The organism is Pseudomonas sp. PvP089, from assembly GCF_017875165.1.
In the GTDB taxonomy this organism is placed as follows: Bacteria; Pseudomonadota; Gammaproteobacteria; order Pseudomonadales; family Pseudomonadaceae; genus Aquipseudomonas; species Aquipseudomonas fortuita.
This window is the reverse complement of the sequence record NZ_JAGGME010000001.1, coordinates 6,232,806-6,253,647: the sequence shown is the minus strand read 5'-3', so window position 1 is coordinate 6,253,647 and position 20,842 is coordinate 6,232,806. Positions and strand designations below refer to the sequence as shown.

Annotated in this window: 22 protein-coding genes; 17 read left to right on the top strand and 5 right to left on the bottom strand. The window is 63.7% G+C overall.

The features are described from left to right. Positions 1-2 precede the first annotated feature (2 nt). Together J3A71_RS28575 and J3A71_RS28570 are read left to right on the top strand one after the other, a co-directional pair. Entirely contained in the window at positions 3-866 is an 864-nt protein-coding gene (locus tag J3A71_RS28575) for an ABC transporter ATP-binding protein (protein ID WP_016484324.1), read from the top strand. Between the two features lie 14 nt (positions 867-880). Next, entirely contained in the window at positions 881-1,744 is an 864-nt protein-coding gene (locus J3A71_RS28570; protein WP_016484325.1) for an ABC transporter permease, read from the top strand. A 94-nt stretch (positions 1,745-1,838) separates the two neighbouring features. Here J3A71_RS28570 and J3A71_RS28565 read toward each other — a convergent pair whose 3' ends face one another. After that, positions 1,839-2,396 (bottom strand): WYL domain-containing protein, encoded by a 558-nt coding sequence (locus J3A71_RS28565; RefSeq protein WP_016484326.1) that lies wholly within the window; start codon positions 2,394-2,396, stop codon positions 1,839-1,841. 206 nt (positions 2,397-2,602) lie between these two features. Here J3A71_RS28565 and J3A71_RS28560 point away from each other — a divergent pair, with 206 nt between their 5' ends. The 8 genes from J3A71_RS28560 to J3A71_RS28525 all read left to right on the top strand — a co-directional run bounded on the left by J3A71_RS28560 (position 2,603) and on the right by J3A71_RS28525 (position 9,537). Next, entirely contained in the window at positions 2,603-3,397 is a 795-nt protein-coding gene (locus tag J3A71_RS28560) for a tetratricopeptide repeat protein (RefSeq protein ID WP_023047948.1), read from the top strand. Positions 3,398-3,559: 162 nt separating this feature from the next. Beyond that, positions 3,560-4,012 (top strand): MarR family transcriptional regulator, encoded by a 453-nt coding sequence (locus tag J3A71_RS28555; RefSeq protein ID WP_060518123.1) that lies wholly within the window; start codon positions 3,560-3,562, stop codon positions 4,010-4,012. Continuing rightward, entirely contained in the window at positions 4,009-6,096 is a 2,088-nt protein-coding gene (locus J3A71_RS28550; protein WP_060518121.1) for an FUSC family protein, read from the top strand. The genes J3A71_RS28555 and J3A71_RS28550 overlap by 4 nt, the downstream gene beginning before the upstream one ends. After that, positions 6,093-6,305: a DUF1656 domain-containing protein gene (locus tag J3A71_RS28545; RefSeq protein WP_003255905.1), complete on the top strand. Its 213-nt coding sequence runs from the start codon at positions 6,093-6,095 to the stop codon at positions 6,303-6,305. Before J3A71_RS28550 ends, J3A71_RS28545 begins: the two co-directional genes overlap by 4 nt. Further along, positions 6,302-7,177, top strand: a complete 876-nt coding sequence (locus tag J3A71_RS28540; RefSeq protein WP_016484331.1) for an HlyD family secretion protein — start codon at positions 6,302-6,304, stop codon at positions 7,175-7,177. Before J3A71_RS28545 ends, J3A71_RS28540 begins: the two co-directional genes overlap by 4 nt. Then, the gene (locus tag J3A71_RS28535) at positions 7,174-8,592 is read left to right on the top strand and encodes a TolC family protein (RefSeq protein ID WP_096425445.1); all 1,419 of its coding nucleotides are present in this window, start codon (positions 7,174-7,176) and stop codon (positions 8,590-8,592) included. The genes J3A71_RS28540 and J3A71_RS28535 overlap by 4 nt, the downstream gene beginning before the upstream one ends. 436 nt (positions 8,593-9,028) lie before the next feature. Beyond that, positions 9,029-9,289, top strand: coding sequence for a hypothetical protein (locus J3A71_RS28530; protein WP_016484333.1), 261 nt, complete (start codon positions 9,029-9,031; stop codon positions 9,287-9,289). After that, a complete protein-coding gene (locus J3A71_RS28525; RefSeq protein WP_016484334.1) occupies positions 9,286-9,537 on the top strand; it encodes a DUF3077 domain-containing protein in 252 nt (83 codons plus the stop codon). The genes J3A71_RS28530 and J3A71_RS28525 overlap by 4 nt, the downstream gene beginning before the upstream one ends. Before the next feature lie 136 nt (positions 9,538-9,673). Here the strand turns inward: J3A71_RS28525 and J3A71_RS28520 are convergent, their stop codons facing one another. Then, the gene (locus tag J3A71_RS28520) at positions 9,674-10,129 is read right to left on the bottom strand and encodes a transposase (protein ID WP_016484335.1); all 456 of its coding nucleotides are present in this window, start codon (positions 10,127-10,129) and stop codon (positions 9,674-9,676) included. Between the two features lie 236 nt (positions 10,130-10,365). On the opposite strand from J3A71_RS28520, the gene J3A71_RS28515 reads away from it, so the two are divergent. After that, positions 10,366-12,309, top strand: coding sequence for an FTR1 family protein (locus tag J3A71_RS28515; RefSeq protein WP_016484336.1), 1,944 nt, complete (start codon positions 10,366-10,368; stop codon positions 12,307-12,309). Positions 12,310-12,424: 115 nt separating this feature from the next. Here the strand turns inward: J3A71_RS28515 and J3A71_RS28510 are convergent, their stop codons facing one another. Next, positions 12,425-12,670, bottom strand: a complete 246-nt coding sequence (locus J3A71_RS28510; protein ID WP_016484337.1) for a TIGR02647 family protein — start codon at positions 12,668-12,670, stop codon at positions 12,425-12,427. 69 nt (positions 12,671-12,739) lie between these two features. Continuing rightward, positions 12,740-13,042 (bottom strand): hypothetical protein, encoded by a 303-nt coding sequence (locus J3A71_RS28505; protein WP_016484338.1) that lies wholly within the window; start codon positions 13,040-13,042, stop codon positions 12,740-12,742. Between the two features lie 148 nt (positions 13,043-13,190). Here J3A71_RS28505 and J3A71_RS28500 point away from each other — a divergent pair, with 148 nt between their 5' ends. Further along, positions 13,191-13,853: a glutathione S-transferase gene (locus J3A71_RS28500; protein WP_060518117.1), complete on the top strand. Its 663-nt coding sequence runs from the start codon at positions 13,191-13,193 to the stop codon at positions 13,851-13,853. Positions 13,854-13,991: 138 nt separating this feature from the next. Here the strand turns inward: J3A71_RS28500 and argH are convergent, their stop codons facing one another. Continuing rightward, positions 13,992-15,386, bottom strand: a complete 1,395-nt coding sequence (gene argH, locus J3A71_RS28495) for an argininosuccinate lyase (protein ID WP_016484340.1) — start codon at positions 15,384-15,386, stop codon at positions 13,992-13,994. A gap of 296 nt (positions 15,387-15,682) precedes the next feature. Here argH and J3A71_RS28490 point away from each other — a divergent pair, with 296 nt between their 5' ends. The 5 genes from J3A71_RS28490 (at position 15,683) to J3A71_RS28475 (ending at position 20,710) form a co-directional block, all read left to right on the top strand. After that, complete coding sequence (locus J3A71_RS28490; RefSeq protein WP_209953585.1) at positions 15,683-16,426, top strand: LytTR family DNA-binding domain-containing protein; 744 nt, start codon at positions 15,683-15,685, stop codon at positions 16,424-16,426. Between the two features lie 197 nt (positions 16,427-16,623). Beyond that, positions 16,624-17,565, top strand: a complete 942-nt coding sequence (gene hemC / locus J3A71_RS28485; RefSeq protein WP_016484342.1) for a hydroxymethylbilane synthase — start codon at positions 16,624-16,626, stop codon at positions 17,563-17,565. After that, positions 17,562-18,329, top strand: a complete 768-nt coding sequence (locus J3A71_RS31580; RefSeq protein WP_016484343.1) for a uroporphyrinogen-III synthase — start codon at positions 17,562-17,564, stop codon at positions 18,327-18,329. Before hemC ends, J3A71_RS31580 begins: the two co-directional genes overlap by 4 nt. Before the next feature lie 45 nt (positions 18,330-18,374). Continuing rightward, positions 18,375-19,475, top strand: a complete 1,101-nt coding sequence (locus J3A71_RS31575) for a uroporphyrinogen-III C-methyltransferase (protein ID WP_016484344.1) — start codon at positions 18,375-18,377, stop codon at positions 19,473-19,475. Further along, positions 19,472-20,710, top strand: a complete 1,239-nt coding sequence (locus J3A71_RS28475; protein WP_016484345.1) for a heme biosynthesis protein HemY — start codon at positions 19,472-19,474, stop codon at positions 20,708-20,710. The genes J3A71_RS31575 and J3A71_RS28475 overlap by 4 nt, the downstream gene beginning before the upstream one ends. The last annotated feature ends 132 nt before the right edge of the window (positions 20,711-20,842 follow it).

Here is a 20,842-nt window from a genome sequence, read left to right as displayed (position 1 = left end):
CCATGACCGCCCCATTGCCAGGCCACACGGCCAGCAACCTGAGCCGTGTCGCAACGCCGCCTTTGCTCAAGGTGGATAACCTCAGCCTCGAATACCGCACCGCACAACGCGTGGTGCGGGCCACCCACCAGGTCAGCTTCGAAGTCGACCGTGCCGACCGCTTTGTGCTGCTGGGCCCCTCCGGTTGCGGCAAGTCCACCTTGCTCAAAGCCGTAGCCGGTTTCATCCAGCCGCAGGAAGGGCAGATTCTGCTGCAGGGCGAAGCGGTCCGTGGCCCCGGGCCCGACCGCATCGTGGTGTTCCAGGAGTTTGACCAACTGCCGCCGTGGAAAACGGTGAAGCAGAACGTGATGTTCCCACTGCTGGTGTCGGGCCAGCTCAAGCGCGCCGATGCCGAGGAGCGGGCGCTGCATTACCTGGAGAAGGTTGGCCTGGCCGCCTTCGCCGATGCCTATCCGCATACCTTGTCGGGCGGCATGAAGGCACGCGTGGCGATTGCCCGGGCCTTGGCCACGCAGCCAAAGATCCTGTTGATGGATGAGCCGTTCGCCGCCCTTGATGCGCTGACCCGGCGCAAGATGCAGGAAGAGCTGTTGCTGCTGTGGGAGGAAGTGCGGTTTACCCTGCTGTTCGTGACCCACTCCATCGAGGAGGCGCTGGTGGTCGGCAACCGTATCCTGCTGCTTTCGCCACACCCGGGGCGGGTGCGGGCTGAAGTGCACAGTCATCAGTACGACCTGGCGAGCCTAGGTGGCAGCGACTTCCAGGCCAGTGCCCGGCGTATCCACCGCTTGCTGTTTGATGAGGCAGATACCCCGGAAAAGCCCAACGACATTGGCTTCAACGCTATTCGCATTGCCTACTGACAGGAGCTTCAGCCATGACCACTACACCTGTACGCCAGGAATACGAGGTGCAGCTGCAGCCCCTGCTCAGTGTGCCTCTGGAACGACAACTGCCGTTGGCCCAGCGCCTGTGGCAGCAAGGCTGGCTGCGCAAGGCAGTTATCCTGCTGGTGATCGCTGTGCTGTGGGAGGCCGTCGCCCGCTATCAGGACAACGACCTGCTATTGCCTGGCTTTGTACAAACTGCCGCAGCGCTGTGGGACGGCATGATCAGTGGTGAACTGCCGGCCAAGGTTGGCGTGTCGCTGGTGATCCTGCTCAAGGGCTACGTGCTGGGCATCGTCCTGGCCTTCGGCCTGACCAGTCTGGCAGTTTCGACCCAGCTGGGCCGGGACCTGCTGGGCACGTTGACCTCGATGTTCAACCCGCTACCAGCCATTGCCCTGCTGCCGCTGGCTTTGCTGTGGTTCGGGCTGGGCGACAACAGCCTGATCTTCGTGCTGGTGCATTCGGTGCTGTGGGCCTTGGCGCTGAATACCTACGCGGGCTTTCTTGGTGTCTCGGAAACACTGCGCATGGCTGGTCGCAACTATGGCCTGAAAGGGCTGCGACTGGTGCTGCACATCCTCGTGCCGGCGGCATTGCCATCAATCCTGTCGGGGCTGAAGATCGGCTGGGCTTTTGCCTGGCGCACCCTGATTGCCGCCGAGCTGGTGTTTGGGGCCAGCAGCGGTAAAGGCGGGCTGGGCTGGTACATCTTCCAGAACCGTAACGAGCTGTATACCGACAAGGTATTTGCCGGGTTGGCCGTGGTGATCCTGATCGGTTTGCTGGTGGAAGGGTTGGTGTTCAACACCCTGGAGCGGCTGACCGTGCGGCGTTGGGGCATGCAGCGCTGACCTGCACTGGCCCTGTCGCCGGCAAGCCAGGTACTCCACAGGTCGTGAGGCTTGTGGAGTACCTGGCTTGCCGGCGATAGGGCCAGTACAGCTATCAAGTCAGGTACTGAGCTGCCGCATTGCTCAGGATCTTGCCAATTTCTTCCCTCAATACCGAAGGCTGCTCCACCACCAACCCATCCCCATGGCTCAGCAGCCACCAGCGCAATGGCCAACCGTCACTCACCGTGGCCCGCAACCGATGCCCATGCTCCAGCGCCGTCAGCTGCATGTCGCTGCTCAACGGCGCATCGCGCAACTGCCGCGCCAGTGCATCGCTGATTCGCGCCACCAGCTCCACGCCCTCACCCTTCGCCGGTTGCAACGCATCCCCCCGCAGGTGCGTCAGCAAGTCGAAGTTACCGCGCAACTCACCCACCGCACTCGCTGACCAGTGCCAGCCAAACGGGATGCTCTTGTCATTGCGTTCCAGCGGAAAGATCAGCGACAGCTCATTGAGGTCGCGCTCTACAGTGCGTTTGCTGACCGTGAAGCCCACATCGCGCAGCCCCCAGACAAGCTCGGCGCTGGTAATACCTGGGGAGCGGCTGGGCAGCTGGCGCAGCAGTGCCCACTGACGGCTGAGAGTGGCGCGAGTGGTGGCGAACGGCAAAATGTAACGTCCTTGTCTAGGCTTGCCGCAATAGGATGGCGGCACGCGTGTTGTATGGCAATTGGCCACAGCCTGCTCAGATCAAGGAACTCGCATTTGGTTGCCATGTACCGAATCGTTCGCGACAGGTTTTGACGTGACGTCACGCAGAATCACGCCTCATCACAGCCGAAGGTTGGGTTGTGCGTCGTTCAATGAGGATGAACATGTCTGCTGCCAGCAATATCCATTCGCTGCTTGCCCGCCTTCTGCCCGAGCGGGTCATTGCGCCACCGGCCCCGGTCGGGAGGCGACAGCGGCTGTTTGCCGGTGTGGGGTTGCCCAGCCAGCGCTCGATGCTGGTCAACCGCCTGGATGAGGCCAGCGACCTGCAGGCCGTATATGCCGACTTGCGTCGCCAGGCGTTGCTAGGCAGCGTGGCGGCGCTGAACGACCTCGGCTGGATCTGGCTCAACGGCAAGTACTGGCGTGCTGATACCGTGCTGGCCGGCCACCTTCTGCGCATGGCAGCCTTGCAGGGCAATGCTGCGGCCTGGTTCAACCTTGGGCAGCAGCATTACTTTGGCAAAGGTATCGACCCTTCCTACGTGCAGGCGGCGGAGTGTTACCGACAGGCCTTCGAACGGGGCATGCTGCATGCCGCCGCAGCACTGGGTGACCTGTATGAGGAGGAGGTGTGCGATGGCGACCTTGATTGGCAGGTCGACCTGGTACAGGCCTACCAGTGGTTCATGCGCGGGGCCGAGCGGGGCGAGGCGCGTTGCCGCTTCGAGGTGGGTTACAGGTTGATGCACGGGCTGTATGTAGAGGCCGACCTCAAGGCCGCTCTCTATTGGCTGGAGCTGGCGGCTGCGGCGGGGGTGGTGCAGGCAGCAGAGGAGCTGGCCGTGCACTTCAGCAGCCGTGATGCGGCGCGGTACCAGGAATGGCGGGACCGGGCGGTGCAGATGGGCAGCACATTGGCACTGACCATGAAGCTGGAAGACCAGATCCAGCCCTGAAATTTCTGCTGCTTGTGCCGGCGATAGGGCCAGCACAGGCAGACACAAAGCCCATCATGAACAACAATTCATCCTTACCCCTCATCGCCCGCTGTTGACGACAGGGGGAGGGCAAGGCGTATATTGATAGTTAGCAAACTATGAATATCCTTGGTTCCCTTCATGTCCCTTGATCTCCTGCGCCTGCAAGTCAGCAGTGGCTTGGTGGTAGCCGCCCGTCATTGGCGGCGCATCTGCCATACCGCCCTGACCGGTTACGGTATTTCCGAGGCCTGCGCTGCGCCGCTGCTGATGATCGTGCGCCTGGGCGACGGTGTGCACCAGGTGGCGGTGGCCCAGGCCGCCGGCCTGGAAAGCCCATCGCTGGTGCGCCTGCTCGACCAACTGTGCAAGGCCGGCCTGGTGTGCCGCAGCGAGGACCCACTGGACCGCCGCGCCAAGGCCCTGAGCCTGACCGCCGAAGGCCGTGCCCTGGCCGAAGCCATCGAAGCTGAACTGGTGCGCCTGCGCCGCGATGTGCTCAACGGTATCGACCAGGCCGACCTGGACGCCACCTTGCGCGTGCTGCGCGCCTTCGAAGCTGCCGGCCTGGGCAGTACGGGCGGGGTGGCATGAACGGCTTCTTCAGTTCGGTACCCCCGGCCCGCGACTGGTTCTACGGCGCGCGTACCTTCGCCGCTTCCATGATTGCCTTGTACATCGCCTTGCTCATGCAACTGCCGCGCCCCTACTGGGCCATGGCCACGGTGTACATTGTCTCCAGCCCGTTCGTCGGCCCGACCAGCTCTAAAGCGCTGTACCGCGCAGTGGGCACGTTACTGGGTGCCGGCGGGGCGATTTTCCTGGTGCCGCCGCTGGTGCAATCGCCGTTGCTGTTGAGCATCGCCATCGCCCTGTGGACCGGCACCTTGCTGTTCCTGTCGCTGAACCTGCGCACGGCCAACAACTACGTGCTGATGCTGGCCGGCTACACGTTGCCGATGATCGCCCTGGCAGTAGTCGACAACCCGCTCGCTGTATTCGACGTAGCCTCTTCCCGCGCTCAGGAAATTTGCCTGGGGATCGTCTGTGCGGCCGTGGTTGGCGCCATTTTCTGGCCGCGCCGGCTGGCCCCTGTGGTGGTGGGTGCCACCGGGAACTGGTTCAACGAGGCAATCCGCTACAGCGACACCTACCTGGCCCGCGAAGCGAGTGCCGACAAGGTGGGTGGCATGCGCGGGTCGATGGTCGCCACCTTCAATTCGCTGGAGCTGATGATCGGCCAGCTAGGCCACGAAGGCGCCGGCCCCCATACCTTGAAGAATGCCCGCGAACTGCGTGGGCGGATGATTCACCTGCTGCCGGTCATTGATGCGCTCGACGACGCACTTGTGGCCTTGGAGGGCCGTGCCCCGGCCCAGTTCGCCCAACTTCAACCCGTGCTTGAAGCCGCGCGCGAATGGCTAAAAGGCACTGCTGACAGCGCTTCGGTAACGCGCTGGACCGCGCTGCACGAGCAGATCGACCGCCTGCAGCCCGGTGCCGCCGCCCTCGATCAGCGCGCCGAGCTGCTGTTGTCCAACGCCCTGTACCGCCTGACCGAATGGGCCGACTTATGGCAGGACTGCTGCACCCTGCAGCACGCCTTGCGTACAGACGATGCCAAGCCTTGGCGCGCGGTGTACCGCCACTGGCGGCTGGGCCGGCTGACGGCGTTCTTCGACCGCGGCCTGATGCTGTACTCGGTGGCCTCCACCGTACTGGCGATCGTGGTCGCCTGCGGGCTGTGGATCGGCCTGGGCTGGAACGACGGCGCCAGCGCTGTGATCCTCGCTGCAGTATCGTGCAGCTTCTTCGCCGCCATGGACGACCCGGCGCCACAGATTTACCGGTTCTTCTTCTGGACGCTGATGTCGGTCATCTTCTCCAGCCTGTACCTGTTCCTGGTGCTGCCCAACCTGCACGATTTCCCGATGCTGGTGCTGGCCTTTGCCGTGCCGTTCATCTGCATAGGCACCCTGACCGTACAGCCGCGCTTCTACCTGGGCACCTTGCTGACCATCGTCAACACCTCGACCTTCATCAGCATCCAGGGCGCCTACGACGCTGACTTCTTCACCTTCCTCAACTCCAACCTTGCCGGCCCAGCAGGCCTTCTGTTCGCCTTTATCTGGACCTTGGTGATGCGCCCCTTCGGCGTGGAGCTGGCGGCCAAACGCATGACCCGCTTCGCCTGGCGCGACATCGTTGAAATGACCGAGCCGGCGACCCTGGCCGAACACCGTCAGGTTGGCGTGCAGATGCTCGACCGCCTGATGCAGCACCTGCCGCGGCTGTCGCAAACCGGCCAGGACAGCGGCGTGGCACTGCGTGACCTGCGTGTGGGGCTGAACCTGCTCGACCTGCTGGCCTATATGCCGCGCGCCGGCCAGCAGGCGCGCGAGCGCCTGAACACGGTGGTCGAGGAAGTTGGCGCGCACTACGCCGCTTGCCTGCGTGCCGGTGAACGCCTGCATGCTCCGGCCGCGCTGCTGCGCAACATGGAGCGTGCACGCCTGGCGCTGAACCTGGACGAGCTGTACGAGCGCGGCGATGCCCGCACCCACCTGCTGCATGCCCTGAGCGGCCTGCGGCTGGCGCTGTTGCCGGGTGTGGAGGTGATGCTCGAACCCGCCGAACAACCGCAACTGCCCCCTGGGCTCGACGGAGCGCCCCTGTGATTGGTGAACTGGATATCAGCGGGGTATTTCTGCCCACGCTGCTGGTGATGATGTTTGGCACCTACCTGTTGTTCCTGGGGGTGCATGCGGTGCTGGTGCGCCTGCATTTCTACCGCCTGGTCTGGCACCGGGCGTTGTTCAACGTTGCTCTGTATGCCGTGCTGCTTGGCGCGGTGGACCACTTTTGCCGAAACCTGATGCTGCCATGAAAAAACCTTTGCTGACCTTGGGCCGTGTGGTCCTGACCTTGCTGGTAGTGACCTTCGCCGCCGTGCTCGTGTGGCAGATGGTGGTGTACTACATGTTTGCCCCCTGGACTCGCGATGGCCACATCCGCGCCGACGTGATCCAGATCGCCCCTGATGTGTCGGGGTTGATCCAGAAAGTCGAGGTGCGCGACAACCAGACCGTCAAACGCGGCGACGTGCTATTCACCATCGACCAGGACCGCTTCACCCTGGCCTTGCGCCAGGCTAAGGCGACGCTGGGCGAGCGCCAGGAAACCCTGGCCCAGGCTTCGCGTGAAGCGCAGCGCAACCGCAAGCTGGGTAACCTGGTGGCCGCCGAGCAACTGGAAGAAAGCCAGTCGCGCGAGGCTCGCGCGCGTTCAGCCGTCAGTGAGGCGCAGGTGGCGGTCGATACTGCCCAGCTCAACCTCGACCGTTCGGTGGTGCGCAGCCCTGTGGACGGCTACCTCAACGACCGCGCGCCGCGTAACCACGAATTCGTTACCGCCGGCCGCCCGGTGCTGTCGGTGGTCGACAGCGCCTCGTACCATGTCGATGGTTATTTCGAGGAAACCAAGCTTGGTGGCATTCACATTGGCGATGCGGTGGACATTCGCGTGATGGGCGACAACACCCGCCTGCGCGGCCATGTGCAGAGCTTTGCCGCCGGCATCGAAGACCGTGACCGCAGCAGCGGCGCCAACCTGCTGCCCAATGTCAACCCGGCGTTCAGCTGGGTGCGTCTGGCCCAGCGTATTCCGGTGCGCATCGCCTTCGATGAAGTGCCGCAAGACTTCCGCATGATTGCCGGGCGCACCGCCACGGTGTCGATCATCGAGGGCGAGCGCCCATGAAACAGCTGATCCTGGCCGGCCTGTGCCTGTCGCTGGGGGCCTGCATGATGGTAGGGCCCGACTATGAGTTGCCCAAGGACGCGGCGGTGCAACGCAGCGACCTGAGCGGCCCGCTACGCCAGGATGCCGACAGCGTTGTATCGGCACCGGTGCCCGAGGACTGGTGGCAGCTTTATCAGGACCAGCGGCTGAACGAGCTGGTACGTCTGGCCCTGAGTGCCAACACCGAACTGCGCGTGGCGGCTGCCAACATCGCCAAGGCCCGCGCCCAGGTTGAGGTGGCCCAGTCGCAAGGGGGCTTCAACGGTGGCGTCAAGCTTGGCGCCCAGCGGTTGCAGGAGTCGGGCGAAGCCTTCCTGCAGCCCGAGAAGGTACCGGTGGCCAACATTGGCGAGGCCATCATCAGTGCCTCGTACCAGTTCGACCTGTGGGGCACCTTCAAGCGCGGCACCGAGGCCGCAAAGGCCAATGCCGACGCGGTCCAGGCCGCTGCCGATACTGCCCGTATCACCTTGGTGGCGGATGTGGTCAAGGCCTACACCCAGGTGTGCTCGGCCAACGAGGAACTCCACATCGCGCGCGAGTCGCTGGACCTGCAGGAACAGAGCGTGACGCTCAACCAGCGCCTGCGCGATGCCGGCCGCGGTGATGAAACCCAGGTCACCCGCTCGCAGACCCAGTTCAAATCCTTGCGCGCCGAACTGCCACGCTTCAAGGCCGAGCGCGAGACGGGTATGTACACCCTGGCTGCGTTGTTGGCCAAGCCAGTGGATCAGCTGCCTGCCGGCACCGTCGACTGTGCCGAGCTGCCGCACCTGAATCAGCTGGTGCCGGTGGGCGATGGCGCGGCCCTGCTCAAGCGCCGCCCGGACGTGCGTCAGGCCGAACGGCAGTTGGCTGCTGCCACTGCCTACATCGGCGTGGCCACCGGGGCGCTGTACCCGGACATCAGCATTGGTGCCCAGGTTGGCACTATCGGCATTCTGGAGAACCTCGGCGAGCCGTCTACCAACCGCTGGGGCTTCGGCCCGCAGATCAGTTGGACCATCCCCACCAACGGCACCCGTGCGCGTATTCGCATGGCCGAAGCCTCTACCCAGGCGGCGTTGGCGAACTTCGATGGCGTGGTGCTGAATGCCATTCGCGAAACCCAGACCCGGCTGGCCCAGTACAGCGCCCTGCTGGACCGGCGTGATGCCTTGGCCGAGGCAGAAAAATCGGCCAAGGAAGCCGCAGACCAGACCCACCGGTACTACCAGGCAGGGCGTGAGTCGTTCCTGGCGGATTTGCAGGCCACGCGCACCTATACCGACATGCGTGCGCAGTTGGCAGCGGCCAATAGTCAGGTAGCCATGGGGCAGATTGGGGTGTTCCTGGCGCTGGGTGGTGGCTGGAAGGACACCGCCAAGCCTTGAGGCCCAATCGCCGGCAACCCAGCTCCCCCAGCTGAGCCACAGGCCTCGAGAACTGTGGAGCACTGTAGGAGCTGGCTTGCCGGCGATCGAGGGCAGAGCCCTCGCCTAGGTTCTAGAGCTGTAAGACATTTCCGAACTTGAAACCAAATGCTTCAGTTTTGAATCCCTGTGGAATTATCCTACGACCGCTGTCGGATGGCGCTGACTTGGCTGGAATGTGCTCCGGGAATAACGTCCTCAGGTCGCCTTGCAAGGCGATCGGGATTGAGACCCCCGGCCATACAGAGCTGCACCGCTTCATGGCGGTCGTGCGCGGGCAGGCTTTAGCCTGGTCGGGTTTTCCCTGTGGCCCGGGTCTCACCCCTCGCACGACTGCCACCCTAATCCGTGAGACGAGAAGGAGTGCAGTTCATAGAAATCCACAAGGGAATCAACTATGAAAAAGCTCGTCCCCGACCCACCTCTCACCGATCTGCTCCTACTCGACCCACCAAACTTGTCACTCGTCGACCCGCTCAGCATCGATGACTGCAAGCTGCTTACCAGCGCCCTAACCCTGAGCATCGAGCAAACCACCACTGTCCTGCTCGCCAACGACCCGGGTGCCACGCGCAACGCCATGGGCATGAACATTCGTGTGCTGTGCGCCGTGATCAATGCGTTGTCCGATCATGTACGGCAAGGGGACAAGCGATGAGCAACGACCCAAGAGACACTTCCACCGTTGGCATGGAAACCTTTGACCTGTTTCGCCTGCAGCCCAATGTGCCGTTCAATCACGCATTCTCCCAACTGTCAGTGTTACTTGGCTGCATCCGCCACCTCACTACCGAGGCGGAAATGGAAAACGACCGCATTGCCGGGAGCGCTGCGCGGATACTCAGCGAGATGGCCAAGGCACTGATCGATGATATGGAGCGGGGACTGAACAAGGTTCTCCAATAGCCTGCAAAAACCAGGGCCGCAGCGCGGCCCATCGCCGGCAAGCCAGCTCCCACAGGTACGTCACTTCGTTCAAGCCTCGTGAGTCACCTGTAGGGGCTGGCTTGCCGGCGATAGGGCACTATCAGGCAACGTCCCATCAAACCCAAATCGCATCCCAATGAGGATAATCCCCAACCCTCGCGACCAAACCCGCTCGCTTCGGGTTCAGAACAATATACCGTGCCACCGTCTGCACATCCTCTTCCCGGCGCAAAGCCCGGTCATGAAACCCCTTTTGCCAAAGCCGCCCGCTTCGTCCGCTATGCCTGTTGATCATCATGGTGCTACGGGACTTAACCCGGCGCATCAAGCGCTTCAGGCTGCCCGGACCAAGCTCGACTAGCCAGTGAAAGTGGTCAGGCATCACTACCCAAGCCAAAGATCTGATTGCACCTTCCTCTTCAGCCTGACGCAGCTCAGCCACCAGCAAGCGGGCCGAGTGAAAATCACTGAAAATCGGTGCCCTGCCATGGGTTGTGCTGGTAAGCAGATACAAGTAACTGGTTTCCGAAAACCGGCCAAGCCGTAACTGGTTTGAATGGGGACGATCCATGTTCCCTGCCCCCTGTTGGTTTGCCCATCAGACTAGTGACGATGGCTCAATTGACGATTACTCAATTGGTACCCAGTGTTTCCTGTGACATCGGCGTGGCCTCCATCGCCGGCAAGCCTGCCCCCACTGATCAGCGCAGGTTCTGAGGGCGGCGGAATACTTGTGATCTGATTTGTAGCAAGATTTTTCATGAAATCCGCCCAGGACCCTTGAGCGAAGGCAAGTCGGAGTGAACAATGTTCTCTTTCGCATTCCCTTCGAGACTGGCCATGAAAACCCCTTCACGTCTGCTTGCCTGGTTACCGGCTTTATTGCTCGGCCCGGTGCTGGCGCTGTGCAGCACCCTGGCGCTGGCCGAGTCCCCCGCCGAGGCCGGCAAAGCCCTGCACCTGCTGGACTACATCGGCGCCGACTACCCGCCGACCGTACAAGGCGGCAAGGTGATCGACGAGGGCGAATACCGCGAGCAACAGGAATTCAGCGCGGTATTGGCCGACCTGGTCAAAGCCCTGCCCGCAAATACCGAGCAAGCCGCCCTGGAGCAGGGCGTCCAGACGTTACGCCAGGCCATTGATCAGCGTCAGGAGGGCACCGCTGTCGCCAGGCAGGCCCGCCAGCTGGGCGCGCGGCTGGCAGTGGCCTACGAGGTCAGCCAAGCCCCGGTGATTACCCCGGATCCGGCCCGCGGCGCTGCGCTGTATGCGCAAAACTGCTCGATCTGCCACGGCGACGCAGGCGCAGGCGACGGCCCCGCTGGCGTGGGCCTGGAGCCAGCTCCCGCCAACCTGCGCGATGTCGCGCGTCTGGACCAGTTGAGCCTGTTCGACCTCTACAATACGCTGGCCCTGGGCATCGACGGCACCGAAATGCCGTCGTTTGCCGACCAGCTGGACGACCGCCAGCGCTGGGACGTGGCCGCGTACATCGCCAGCTTCACCGCCAAGCCGGAAGCGGGCAAGGGCGACAAGACCTGGAACCTTGCCGACCTGGCCCGGCAGACTCCGGCCGAAGTCGCCGCTAACGAAGGCAGCGCGGTCGTGGAGGCGTTCCGTGCCCAGCGTGCCCAGCCGCCGCAAGTCAAGCGTGGCCCGGCGCAACTGCTCGAATACACCGCCAGCACGCTGGACAAAAGCCTGGCGGCCTACCGCGCAGGTGACCACGACCAAGCCTATGACCTGTCGGTAGCGGCCTACCTGGAAGGTTTCGAGCTGGTGGAAAGCTCGCTGGACAACATCGACACCCAAGCGCGTAAGGACACCGAAAAATCCCTGATGGCTTACCGCCAATCGCTGCAGGACGGGCTACCCGTTGCCCAGGCCGAGCAGCGTCTGGCCGAAGCCAAGAGCAAGCTCGGCCAGGCCGCGAAGCTGTTGGGCAGCGATGGCCTGAGCTGGTCGCTGAGTTATATCTCCGGTTTGCTGATCCTGCTGCGCGAAGGCCTGGAGGCGATTCTGGTGCTGGCGGCGATCCTCGCCTTCCTGCGTAACACCGGGCAGCAGTCGGCGGTCCGCAGCGTCAACATCGGGTGGGGGCTGGCGCTGGTTGCCGGTTTCGCAACCTGGGCGCTGGCGGCCTATGTGATCGATGTGGGCGGCGCCCAGCGCGAGCTGCTGGAGGGCTGCACGGCGCTGTTCGCTGCGGTGATGGTGCTATGGCTCGGTGTATGGATGCATGACCGCCGCCACGCTGCCGCCTGGAAAGACTACATCAAAAGCAGCCTGGTCAGCGGCGGCGGGCGCTTTGGCTTTGCCATGCTGGCGTTTTTCTCGGTGTACCGCGAACTGTTCGAAGTGATCCTGTTCTACGAAACCCTGTGGTTACAGGCCGGCCCTGCCGGGCACCAGGCGGTGCTGGCGGGTGGCGCCACGGCGCTGGTGCTGCTGGTGGGCCTGGCCTGGGTGATCTTGCGCGGTTCTGCCAAGCTGCCGCTGACGCTGTTCTTCAGCATCAACGCCGCGCTGCTGTGCGCGCTGTCGGTGGTGTTTGCCGGGCATGGCGTGAAGGCGCTGCAAGAAGCCGGGGTGCTGGGCACACGGCCGGTGGCGTTCTTCGAGTTCGATTGGCTGGGCATTCACGCTGATGCCTACTCGCTGTCGGCACAGGCGGTGGCCTTGCTGGCCATCGTGTTCCTGTATGGGCGCTCGTGGCTGGTGGAAAAGCGCAGGGCTACTGCCAACTGACCGGGGGCCGCGCTGCGGCCCCCACCCCGACTGCATCCGTTTCAAGCCATGTGCAATACCTGTGGGAGCTGGCTTGTCGGCGATGGGCTGCATGGCAGCCCCTTGTGATCTCGGTTCAGGCCGGTTGTGGCGCCTTGAGGATGTTCTGCAGCAGCTGGACACTGTCAACGGCGTCGTGACCCAGGCTGGTCAGGTAGCCGCCATCGGGTTGATCGGTCAGCCCCTTTTCATGCAGGCGTTGCGCAGCGGCGACCAGGGCAGGGGCGGCGTTGCTGTTTATCTTGATGCCTTCCTGGCTGCTGTCGTGTTTGAACAGCGCGAGTACTTCCAGTTCAGCGATCAGATCGGGGGTAAAGGACATGGCGACTCCTGACTTCCAGACAAGGATGGCGGCACCGCTTGCGGTGCCTGACCTTCGAGTGTAGTCGGGTTATTCGTCCTCGCCTTGATCCATCTCAGGGGGTAGCTCCGGCAGCGCCCGCAGGGCGTTCTCGTACCACTCGCCGTTGAACGCGCGGTCTTCCACCAGCATGTTGTCAATTTCGAAGGCCAGCACATGGGCCATCAGGTTGAGAATGTCTTCACGTTCCCAGCCAACCAGGGTCAGCTTGTTGAAAGTGGCCTTGGCTGCCGGCGGCTCGCCGCTTTCGATCTGGTTCTCGATGGCCTGGGTCAGCGTTGCCTCGGCGAAGGCTTCGTCGTCGTCATTGTCGATGTCGGTGGGCTCGCTCATTGGCGGTACTCCTGTGGTGGGATGCACAGTGTGCCACGCCTGTACCGGCAATGCCCGGGCATTGACGAGGTGCATGACGCTGGTCAGGAACAGGCGTACGGTCTATAAAAGCCCAGCCAACCCCTTACGGCCTGGAGGCTGTTACCTCATGCTCAAGCTTCATGGATTCTCGGTCAGCAACTACTACAACATGGTCAAGCTGGCCCTGCTGGAAAAAGGCCTGCCCTTCGAAGAAGTCACCTTCTATGGCGGCCAGGCGCCACAGGCGCTGGAAGTGAGCCCACGGGGCAAGGTGCCGGTGCTGCAGACCGAGCACGGCTTCCTCAGCGAAACCAGTGTAATCCTCGACTACATCGAACAGACTCAGGGCGGCAAGGCACTGCTGCCGGCCGATCCGTTCGGGCAGGCCAAGGTGCGCGAACTGCTCAAGGAAATCGAGCTGTACATCGAGCTGCCGGCGCGTACTTGCTATGCCGAGTCGTTCTTTGGCATGTCGGTTGAGCCATTGGTCAAAGAGAAGGCGCGTGCCGATTTGCTGGCCGGCTTTGCCACCCTCAAACGCAACGGGCGCTTTGCACCCTATGTGGCGGGTGAGCAGCTGACGCTGGCAGACCTGATGTTCTGCTTCTCGGTCGACCTGGCTTATGCAGTGGGCAAGAAAGTGCTGAACATCGACTTTTTGGCGGACTTCCCGCAGGCCAGGGCGTTGCTGCAGCTGATGGGCGAGAACCCGCACATGGCGCGGATCGTGGCGGACAAGGAAGCGTCGATGCCGGCCTTCATGGAGATGATTCGCAGCGGTAAACGCTAACCGGAGCTAGCGCTGAACCTGCAGGAGCAGCCTTGTGCTGCGAAGAGGCCGGTGCAGACACCCTCTATCCAGGGTGTTAGCACCGGCCTCTTCGCAGCACAAGGCTGCTCCTGCAAAAAGCAGGGCAGCGAGGCTGGCTTAACGGGAAGCCAGCAGCGCCTTGCCACGAACAACGGCAGCACGTACCTGCGCCGGTGCCGTACCACCAATGTGGTCACGGGCATTCACCGAGCCTTCCAGGGTCAGCACGGCAAACACGTCCTGCTCGATCTGGTCGCTGAACTGGCGCAGTTCATCCAGGCTCATCTCGGCCAGGTCCTTGCCGGTGTCCACACCGTACTTCACCGCATGGCCAACGATTTCGTGGCAGTCACGGAACGGCAGGCCACGGCGTACCAGGTAGTCGGCCAGGTCGGTGGCGGTGGAGAACCCGCGCAGGGCCGCTTCACGCATGATGGCATGCTTGGGCTTGATCGCCGGGATCATGTCGGCAAACGCACGCAGCGAGTCGCGCAGGGTGTCGGCAGCGTCGAACAGCGGCTCCTTGTCTTCCTGGTTGTCCTTGTTGTAGGCCAGCGGCTGGCCTTTCATCAGGGTCAGCAGGCCGGTCAGCGCGCCGAACACGCGGCCGCTCTTGCCACGTACCAGCTCTGGTACATCCGGGTTCTTTTTCTGCGGCATGATCGAGCTGCCGGTGCAGAAGCGGTCCGGCAGGTCGATGAACTGGAACTGCGCGCTGGTCCACAGCACCAGCTCTTCCGAGAAGCGCGACAGGTGCATCATCGCCACGCTGGCAGCGGCGCAGAATTCGATGGCGAAATCACGGTCCGACACGCCGTCCAGCGAGTTGCCGGCCACGGCTTCGAAGCCCAGCAGCTTGCAGGTGAGCTCGCGGTCGATCGGGTAGGTGGTGCCCGCCAGCGCGGCGCTGCCCAGGGGCATGCGGTTGGTGCGCTTGCGGCAGTCGACCAGGCGCTCGTAGTCGCGGCTGAGCATTTCGAACCAGGCCAGCAGGTGGTGGCCGAAGGTGACCGGCTGGGCCGTCTGCAGGTGGGTGAAACCGGGCATGATGGTTTCGGCTTCACGCTCGGCCTGCTCCAGCAGGCCCTGCTGCAGGCGGGTGATTTCGGCCAGGATCAGGTCGATTTCGTCGCGCAGCCACAGGCGGATATCGGTGGCCACCTGGTCGTTGCGGCTGCGGCCGGTGTGCAGCTTCTTGCCGGTGATGCCGATGCGGTCGGTCAGGCGTGCTTCGATGTTCATGTGCACGTCTTCGAGGTCGACGCGCCAGTCGAACTTGCCGGCTTCGATTTCGCCCTGGATGGTCTTCAGGCCATCAATGATGGTGTCGCGCTCGGCATCGCTGAGCACGCCGACCTGCGCCAGCATGGTGGCATGGGCGATCGAACCCATGATGTCGTGGCGGTACAGGCGCTTGTCGAAATCGACCGAGGCGGTGAAACGGGCGACGAAGGCGTCGACGGGCTCACTGAAGCGGCCGCCCCAGGACTGATTGGTCTTGTCGGTGCTCATGGATTCACTCATTGCAGGCGTGAACGAAAAAGTGGCGCCGATAATAGCAGGGTTGGGCTGGCTGCCGCAGGGCGCCGGTCGACAGAAATGCCCGGAAAATGGCAGAGAAGGATTTTAAGGAATGAACGGCAGTGTTCCACGGACCGTCTACAGTTGGACAAAGGACTGGCGGTGAATCTGCCGTCCGAGTGAATCTTTGGCCATCGCACCGGTCTAGAGCGTGACCGCAGTGTCGCTCGAACCACACCTGTCTACGCTATACCTGTGCGAGACTCATTCAGGAATCCAGCGCAATTATGAATGTCCTGATCGTTGATGACGAACCCCAAGGCCGTGAACGCCTCAGCCGGCTGCTCGGCGAACTGGAGGGTTACACCGTGCTGGAGCCTAGCGCCACCAACGGCGAGGAGGCCCTAGCGCTGATCGAAAGCCTCAAGCCCGATGTGGTCCTGCTGGACATCGGTCTGCCAGGCCTGGATGGCCTGCAGGTAGCTGCTCGCCTGTGCGAACGCGAGGCGCCGCCGGCGGTGGTGTTTTGCACCGGGGATGATGAATACGGTGCCGAGGCATTCAAGGACAGTACCCTCAGCCATGTGAACAAGCCGTTCCAGGCCCAGGCGTTGCGCGATGCCTTGCGCAAGGCCGAAAAACCCAACCGCGCCCAGCTGGCGGCGCTTACCCGGCCGGCCAACGAAGGTGGCGGCCCACGTAGCCACATCAGTGCCCGCACCCGCAAAGGCATCGAGTTGATCCCTTTGCCGCAAGTGATCTACTTCATTGCCGATCACAAGTACGTGACCTTGCGTCATGAAACCGGGGAAGTGCTGCTCGACGAGCCGCTCAAAGCCCTGGAAGGCGAATTTGGCGAGCGCTTCGTGCGCATCCACCGTAATGCGCTGGTCGCCCGCGAGCGTATCGAACGCCTGCAGCGCACCCCGCTGGGGCACTTTCAACTGTACCTGAAAGGCCTGGACGGCGATGCCCTGACCGTCAGCCGCCGGCATGTAGCCGGCGTGCGCAAGATGATGCAGACCCTCTGATACGGTGCCCGCATGGCAAGGGCTGCGCCCTTGTTCGCGGGTAAAGCCGCTCCCACAGGTTGAATAGGCCTGGAGAGCGGCACTTCACCCTGTGGGAGCGGCTTTAGCCGCGAAGAGGCCCTCAACTGATCCACATCTGCAAGCGATAAAGGAGATGCTGTTATCATCGGCGGCATTTCTCTGGATCGGGGCGTTCCATGTCCACTCGCGAAATCCGCATTGCCACCCGTAAAAGTGCCTTGGCCCTATGGCAGGCCGAATACGTCAAAGCCCGCCTCGAGCAGGCCCACCCCGGTCTGCTGGTGACCCTGGTGCCCATGGTCAGTCGTGGTGACAAGCTGCTCGACGCGCCGCTGGCAAAAATTGGCGGCAAGGGCCTGTTCGTCAAGGAACTGGAAACCGCCCTGCTGGACAACGAAGCCGACATCGCCGTGCATTCGATGAAAGACGTGCCCATGGACTTTCCCGAAGGCCTGGGCCTGTACTGCATCTGCGAGCGCGAAGACCCGCGTGATGCGTTCGTTTCCAATACCTTTGACAGCCTTGAAGCGCTGCCTGCCGGCAGCATCGTCGGTACCTCCAGCCTGCGCCGCCAGGCCCAGTTGCTGGCGCGCCGCCCGGACCTGCAAATCCGCTTTCTGCGTGGCAACGTCAACACTCGCCTGGCCAAGCTGGACGCCGGCGAGTACGACGCCATCATCCTCGCCGCCGCCGGCCTGATCCGCCTGGGCTTCGAAGACCGCATCACCGCCACCATCAGCGTTGACGACAGCCTGCCAGCTGGGGGCCAGGGCGCAGTAGGCATCGAGTGCCGCAGCGCGGACGTCGAGATCCATGCACTGCTGGCGCCGCTGCACCATGCCGACACCGCCGACCGGGTGGTGGCCGAACGGGCCCTGAACAAACGCCTGAATGGCGGCTGCCAAGTGCCGATCGCCTGCTACGCGGTACTCGAAGGTAACCAGCTGTGGCTGCGAGGCCTGGTCGGCCAGCCTAGCGGCGGTACCCTGCTGGTGGCCGATGCCCGTGCCCCCCGTGCTGCTGCCGAGACCCTGGGTGTACAGGTGGCCGAAGACCTGCTGGACCAAGGTGCCGAGGCCATCCTCAAGGAAGTCTACGGCGAGGCCGGCCACCCGTGAGCCAATGGCGCCTGTTGCTGACCCGGCCTGCCGAGGATTGTGCGGCACTGGCGCAAAGCCTGGCGGCAGCGGGGGTGGGCAGCAGCTGCCTGCCGCTGCTGGCGATAGAGCCCGTCACCGCAGAGCCCCGGCAACGACTGCTTCTGGAGGGCCTGCATGGCTTTCAGGCGATCATCGTGGTCAGCAAGCCGGCTGCCCGGTTGCTGCTTGAGCATCTGGCCAAAGCCGGCACGCAGCCGCCTCGGCAAGGCTGGTTCACCGTGGGTGAGGCAACCGCTGCGGTGCTGCAAGGGGCCGGGCTGGCGGTGAGCACTCCGTCGCGTGGCGATGATAGCGAAGCCTTGCTGGCACTACCGGCCCTGCTTCAGGCAGTTGCCGTGCCCGCAGCGCGTGTCTTGGTCGTTCGCGGCGTCGGAGGTCGCGAACTGCTGGCAGAGCGTCTTGCCGAGCAAGGTGCTAGTGTCGAATATCTGGAACTGTATCGTCGCTGCCTGCCGGTTTACCCCGCAGGCACCCTGAAGCGCCGCATCGAAGCGGAACGCCTCAATGGCCTGGTGGTCAGCAGTGGGCAGGGTTTTGAACATTTGCAGCAGCTGGCCGGCGCCGATTGGCCGCAGCTGGCACGCCTGCCGTTGTTCGTGCCCAGCCCGCGGGTAGCCGAACAGGCCAGGGCCGCCGGGGCCCAACAGGTTGTGGATTGCCGTGGCGCCAGTGCCACGGCCTTGCTGGCAGCCGTGCAGCGCAGCGCTGCACCTGCTTCTTAAGGCGCTAAGCTGAACGCGATGCGCCCCCATGCAAAGGATGGATACGTGAGCGAGACTGTCTTGTCCAATAACGATCAGCCGTCGGCACAGGCGCCGGCGGAACCCGTCACCGCCCCACCTGCCAAGCGCTCCGGCAGTGGCCTGGCAGCGCTGGCCTTGCTGCTGGGTGCGGCCGGGGTGGCCGTAGGTGGCTGGGGTGTCTGGCAGGTGCGTCAACTGCAAGGCAGCGAGTTCAATCAGGGCCAGCACATCGAGGCGCTGAACCAGCGCGCCGAAGCCCTGCAGCAGCGCGAACAGCAGATCAGCGCGCAACTGGCCAGCCTGCCGGCTGCCAGCGAGCTGGAAGACCGTCGGCGCCTGGTGGCGCAGCTGCAGGGCGACCAGCAGCGCCTCAGCCAGCGCCTGGAAACCGTGCTGGGAGAGAGCCGCAAGGAGTGGCGCCTGGCGGAAGCCGAGCACCTGCTACGCCTGGCGACCCTGCGCCTGTCGGCCTTGCAGGACATCACCAGCGCCAAGGCACTGGTCGAAGGCGCCGACGAGATCCTGCGCGAGCAGAGCGACCCGGGTGCTTTCGCGGCCCGCGAGCAACTGGCGCGCAGCCTGGCCACGCTCAGCAGCACCCAGCAACCGGACCGTACCGGCCTGTTCCTGAAACTGGCTGCTCAACGTGAGCAGGTACAGCAGCTGAGCGCGCAATCGCCCGAGTTCGACAGCAATGCCGATGCCCTGGGCGCCCTGACCGCTGACGGCGATGGTGCCAGCCGGCTGTCGCAGTGGTGGGCAGAAATCTCCAAGTACTTCCAGATCGACTTCAACGCTGACGAAAACGTGCGGCCGTTGCTGGCCGGGCAGCAGCTGAATCAGCTGCGCCTGGCCCTGAGCCTGACCATCGAGCAGGCCCAGTGGGCGGCCCTCAATGGTGACGCCAAGGTCTACACCCAGGCGCTGGACGACGCTCGCAGCGTCTTGCTGGCCAACTTCAACGCCGACAACCCGCAAAGCAAGGCCATGCTCGACAGCCTCAATGCCTTGGCCGATCAGCCGGTGTCGGTGGTTACCCCCGACCTCAGCGAAAGCCTGGCGGCCGTGCAGGCCTACATTCAGCGCCGTCACCTGCCGGCCGAGGCTGAAGGGGGCAAGCCATGAAGCGTGTCTACCTGCTGGCCGTGCTGGCCATCGTGATTGCCGCGGCGCTGGGTATCGCGGTCGCCAAACACAGCGGCTACGTACTGCTTTCCTATGGAAGCTTCCGCTATCAATCGGGGCTGTGGGCGGCCCTGGCCGGCCTGCTGGCCGTGGTCGCATTGTTGTGGTTGTTGCGTTATCTGGTCGGCCTGGTGCTAACCTCCAGCGGCGTGGTCAACCCGTGGTCGCGGCGTAACCGCAGCCGGCGTATTCGCCTGGCCATCGAACAGGGCCAGCTTGACCTTGCCGAGGGCCGCTGGGCCAGTGCTCAACGCCACTTGCAACGCGCCGCCGAGGCCGAGCGCCAACCGTTGCTGTACTACCTCGGCGCCGCACGCGCTGCCAACGAGCAAGGCCGCACCGAAGACAGCGACAACCTGCTGGAGCGCGCCCTGGAGCGTCAGCCGCAAGCAGAACTGGCCATTGCCCTGACCCATGCGCAGTTGCAGATGGACCGTGGTGAAAATGATGGCGCCCTGGAAACCCTGTTGGCCATGCAGGAGCGCCACCCGCACAACACCCAGGTGCTGCGCCTGCTGCAGCGCCTGCACCTGGAGCGTGGTGACTGGTCGGCACTGATCCGCCTGCTGCCAGATCTGCGCAAGGGCAAGGTGCTGCCGGCCGCCGAGCTGGCCGCCCTGGAGCAACGTGCCTGGGGCCAGAACCTAAGCCTGGCCACCACCCGTGGCGAGGACGCGCAAACTGCACGTCAGGCCTTGGAACGCGCTTGGCAGCAGCTGACCACGGCCCAGCGCCAGGAGCCGCAACTGGTGCTGGCTTACGCCGAGCAATTGCGCCAGGTGGGTGCCCAAGGCGAGGCCGAGCAAGTGCTGCGCACCGCCCTCAAGCGTGAATACGAAAGCCACCTGGCCCGGCTGTACGGCCTGGTGCGCGGTGATGATCCGGCGCGCCAGCTGCAAACTGCTGAAGGTTGGCTCAAAGAGCACCCGCAAGATGCCAGCCTGCTGCTGACCCTGGGCCGGCTGAGCCTGCAGAACCGCCTGTGGGGCAAGGCGCGAGACTACCTGGAAAGCAGCCTGCGCATGGAGCGCAACCCCGAGGCTTGCGCCGAACTGGCCCGCCTGCTCGCGGGTCTTGGCGAGACCGAGCGCAGCAACCAGCTGTTCCAGGAGGGCCTTGGCCTGCTGGACGAACGCCTGCTGGCGCTGCCTTTGCCAGAAGGCGTACGCGCCTGACCCACCCCACAGCCCGCGCCAAGGTGCGGGCTGTGGGGGCGGGTAATTTATCTCTTGCGGCCAGCTCTATCAGCAGTCCCTTTCTTCAGGTGCTTCCTACTGCATCGCTGGAAATTTCCTACGCGATTCAGG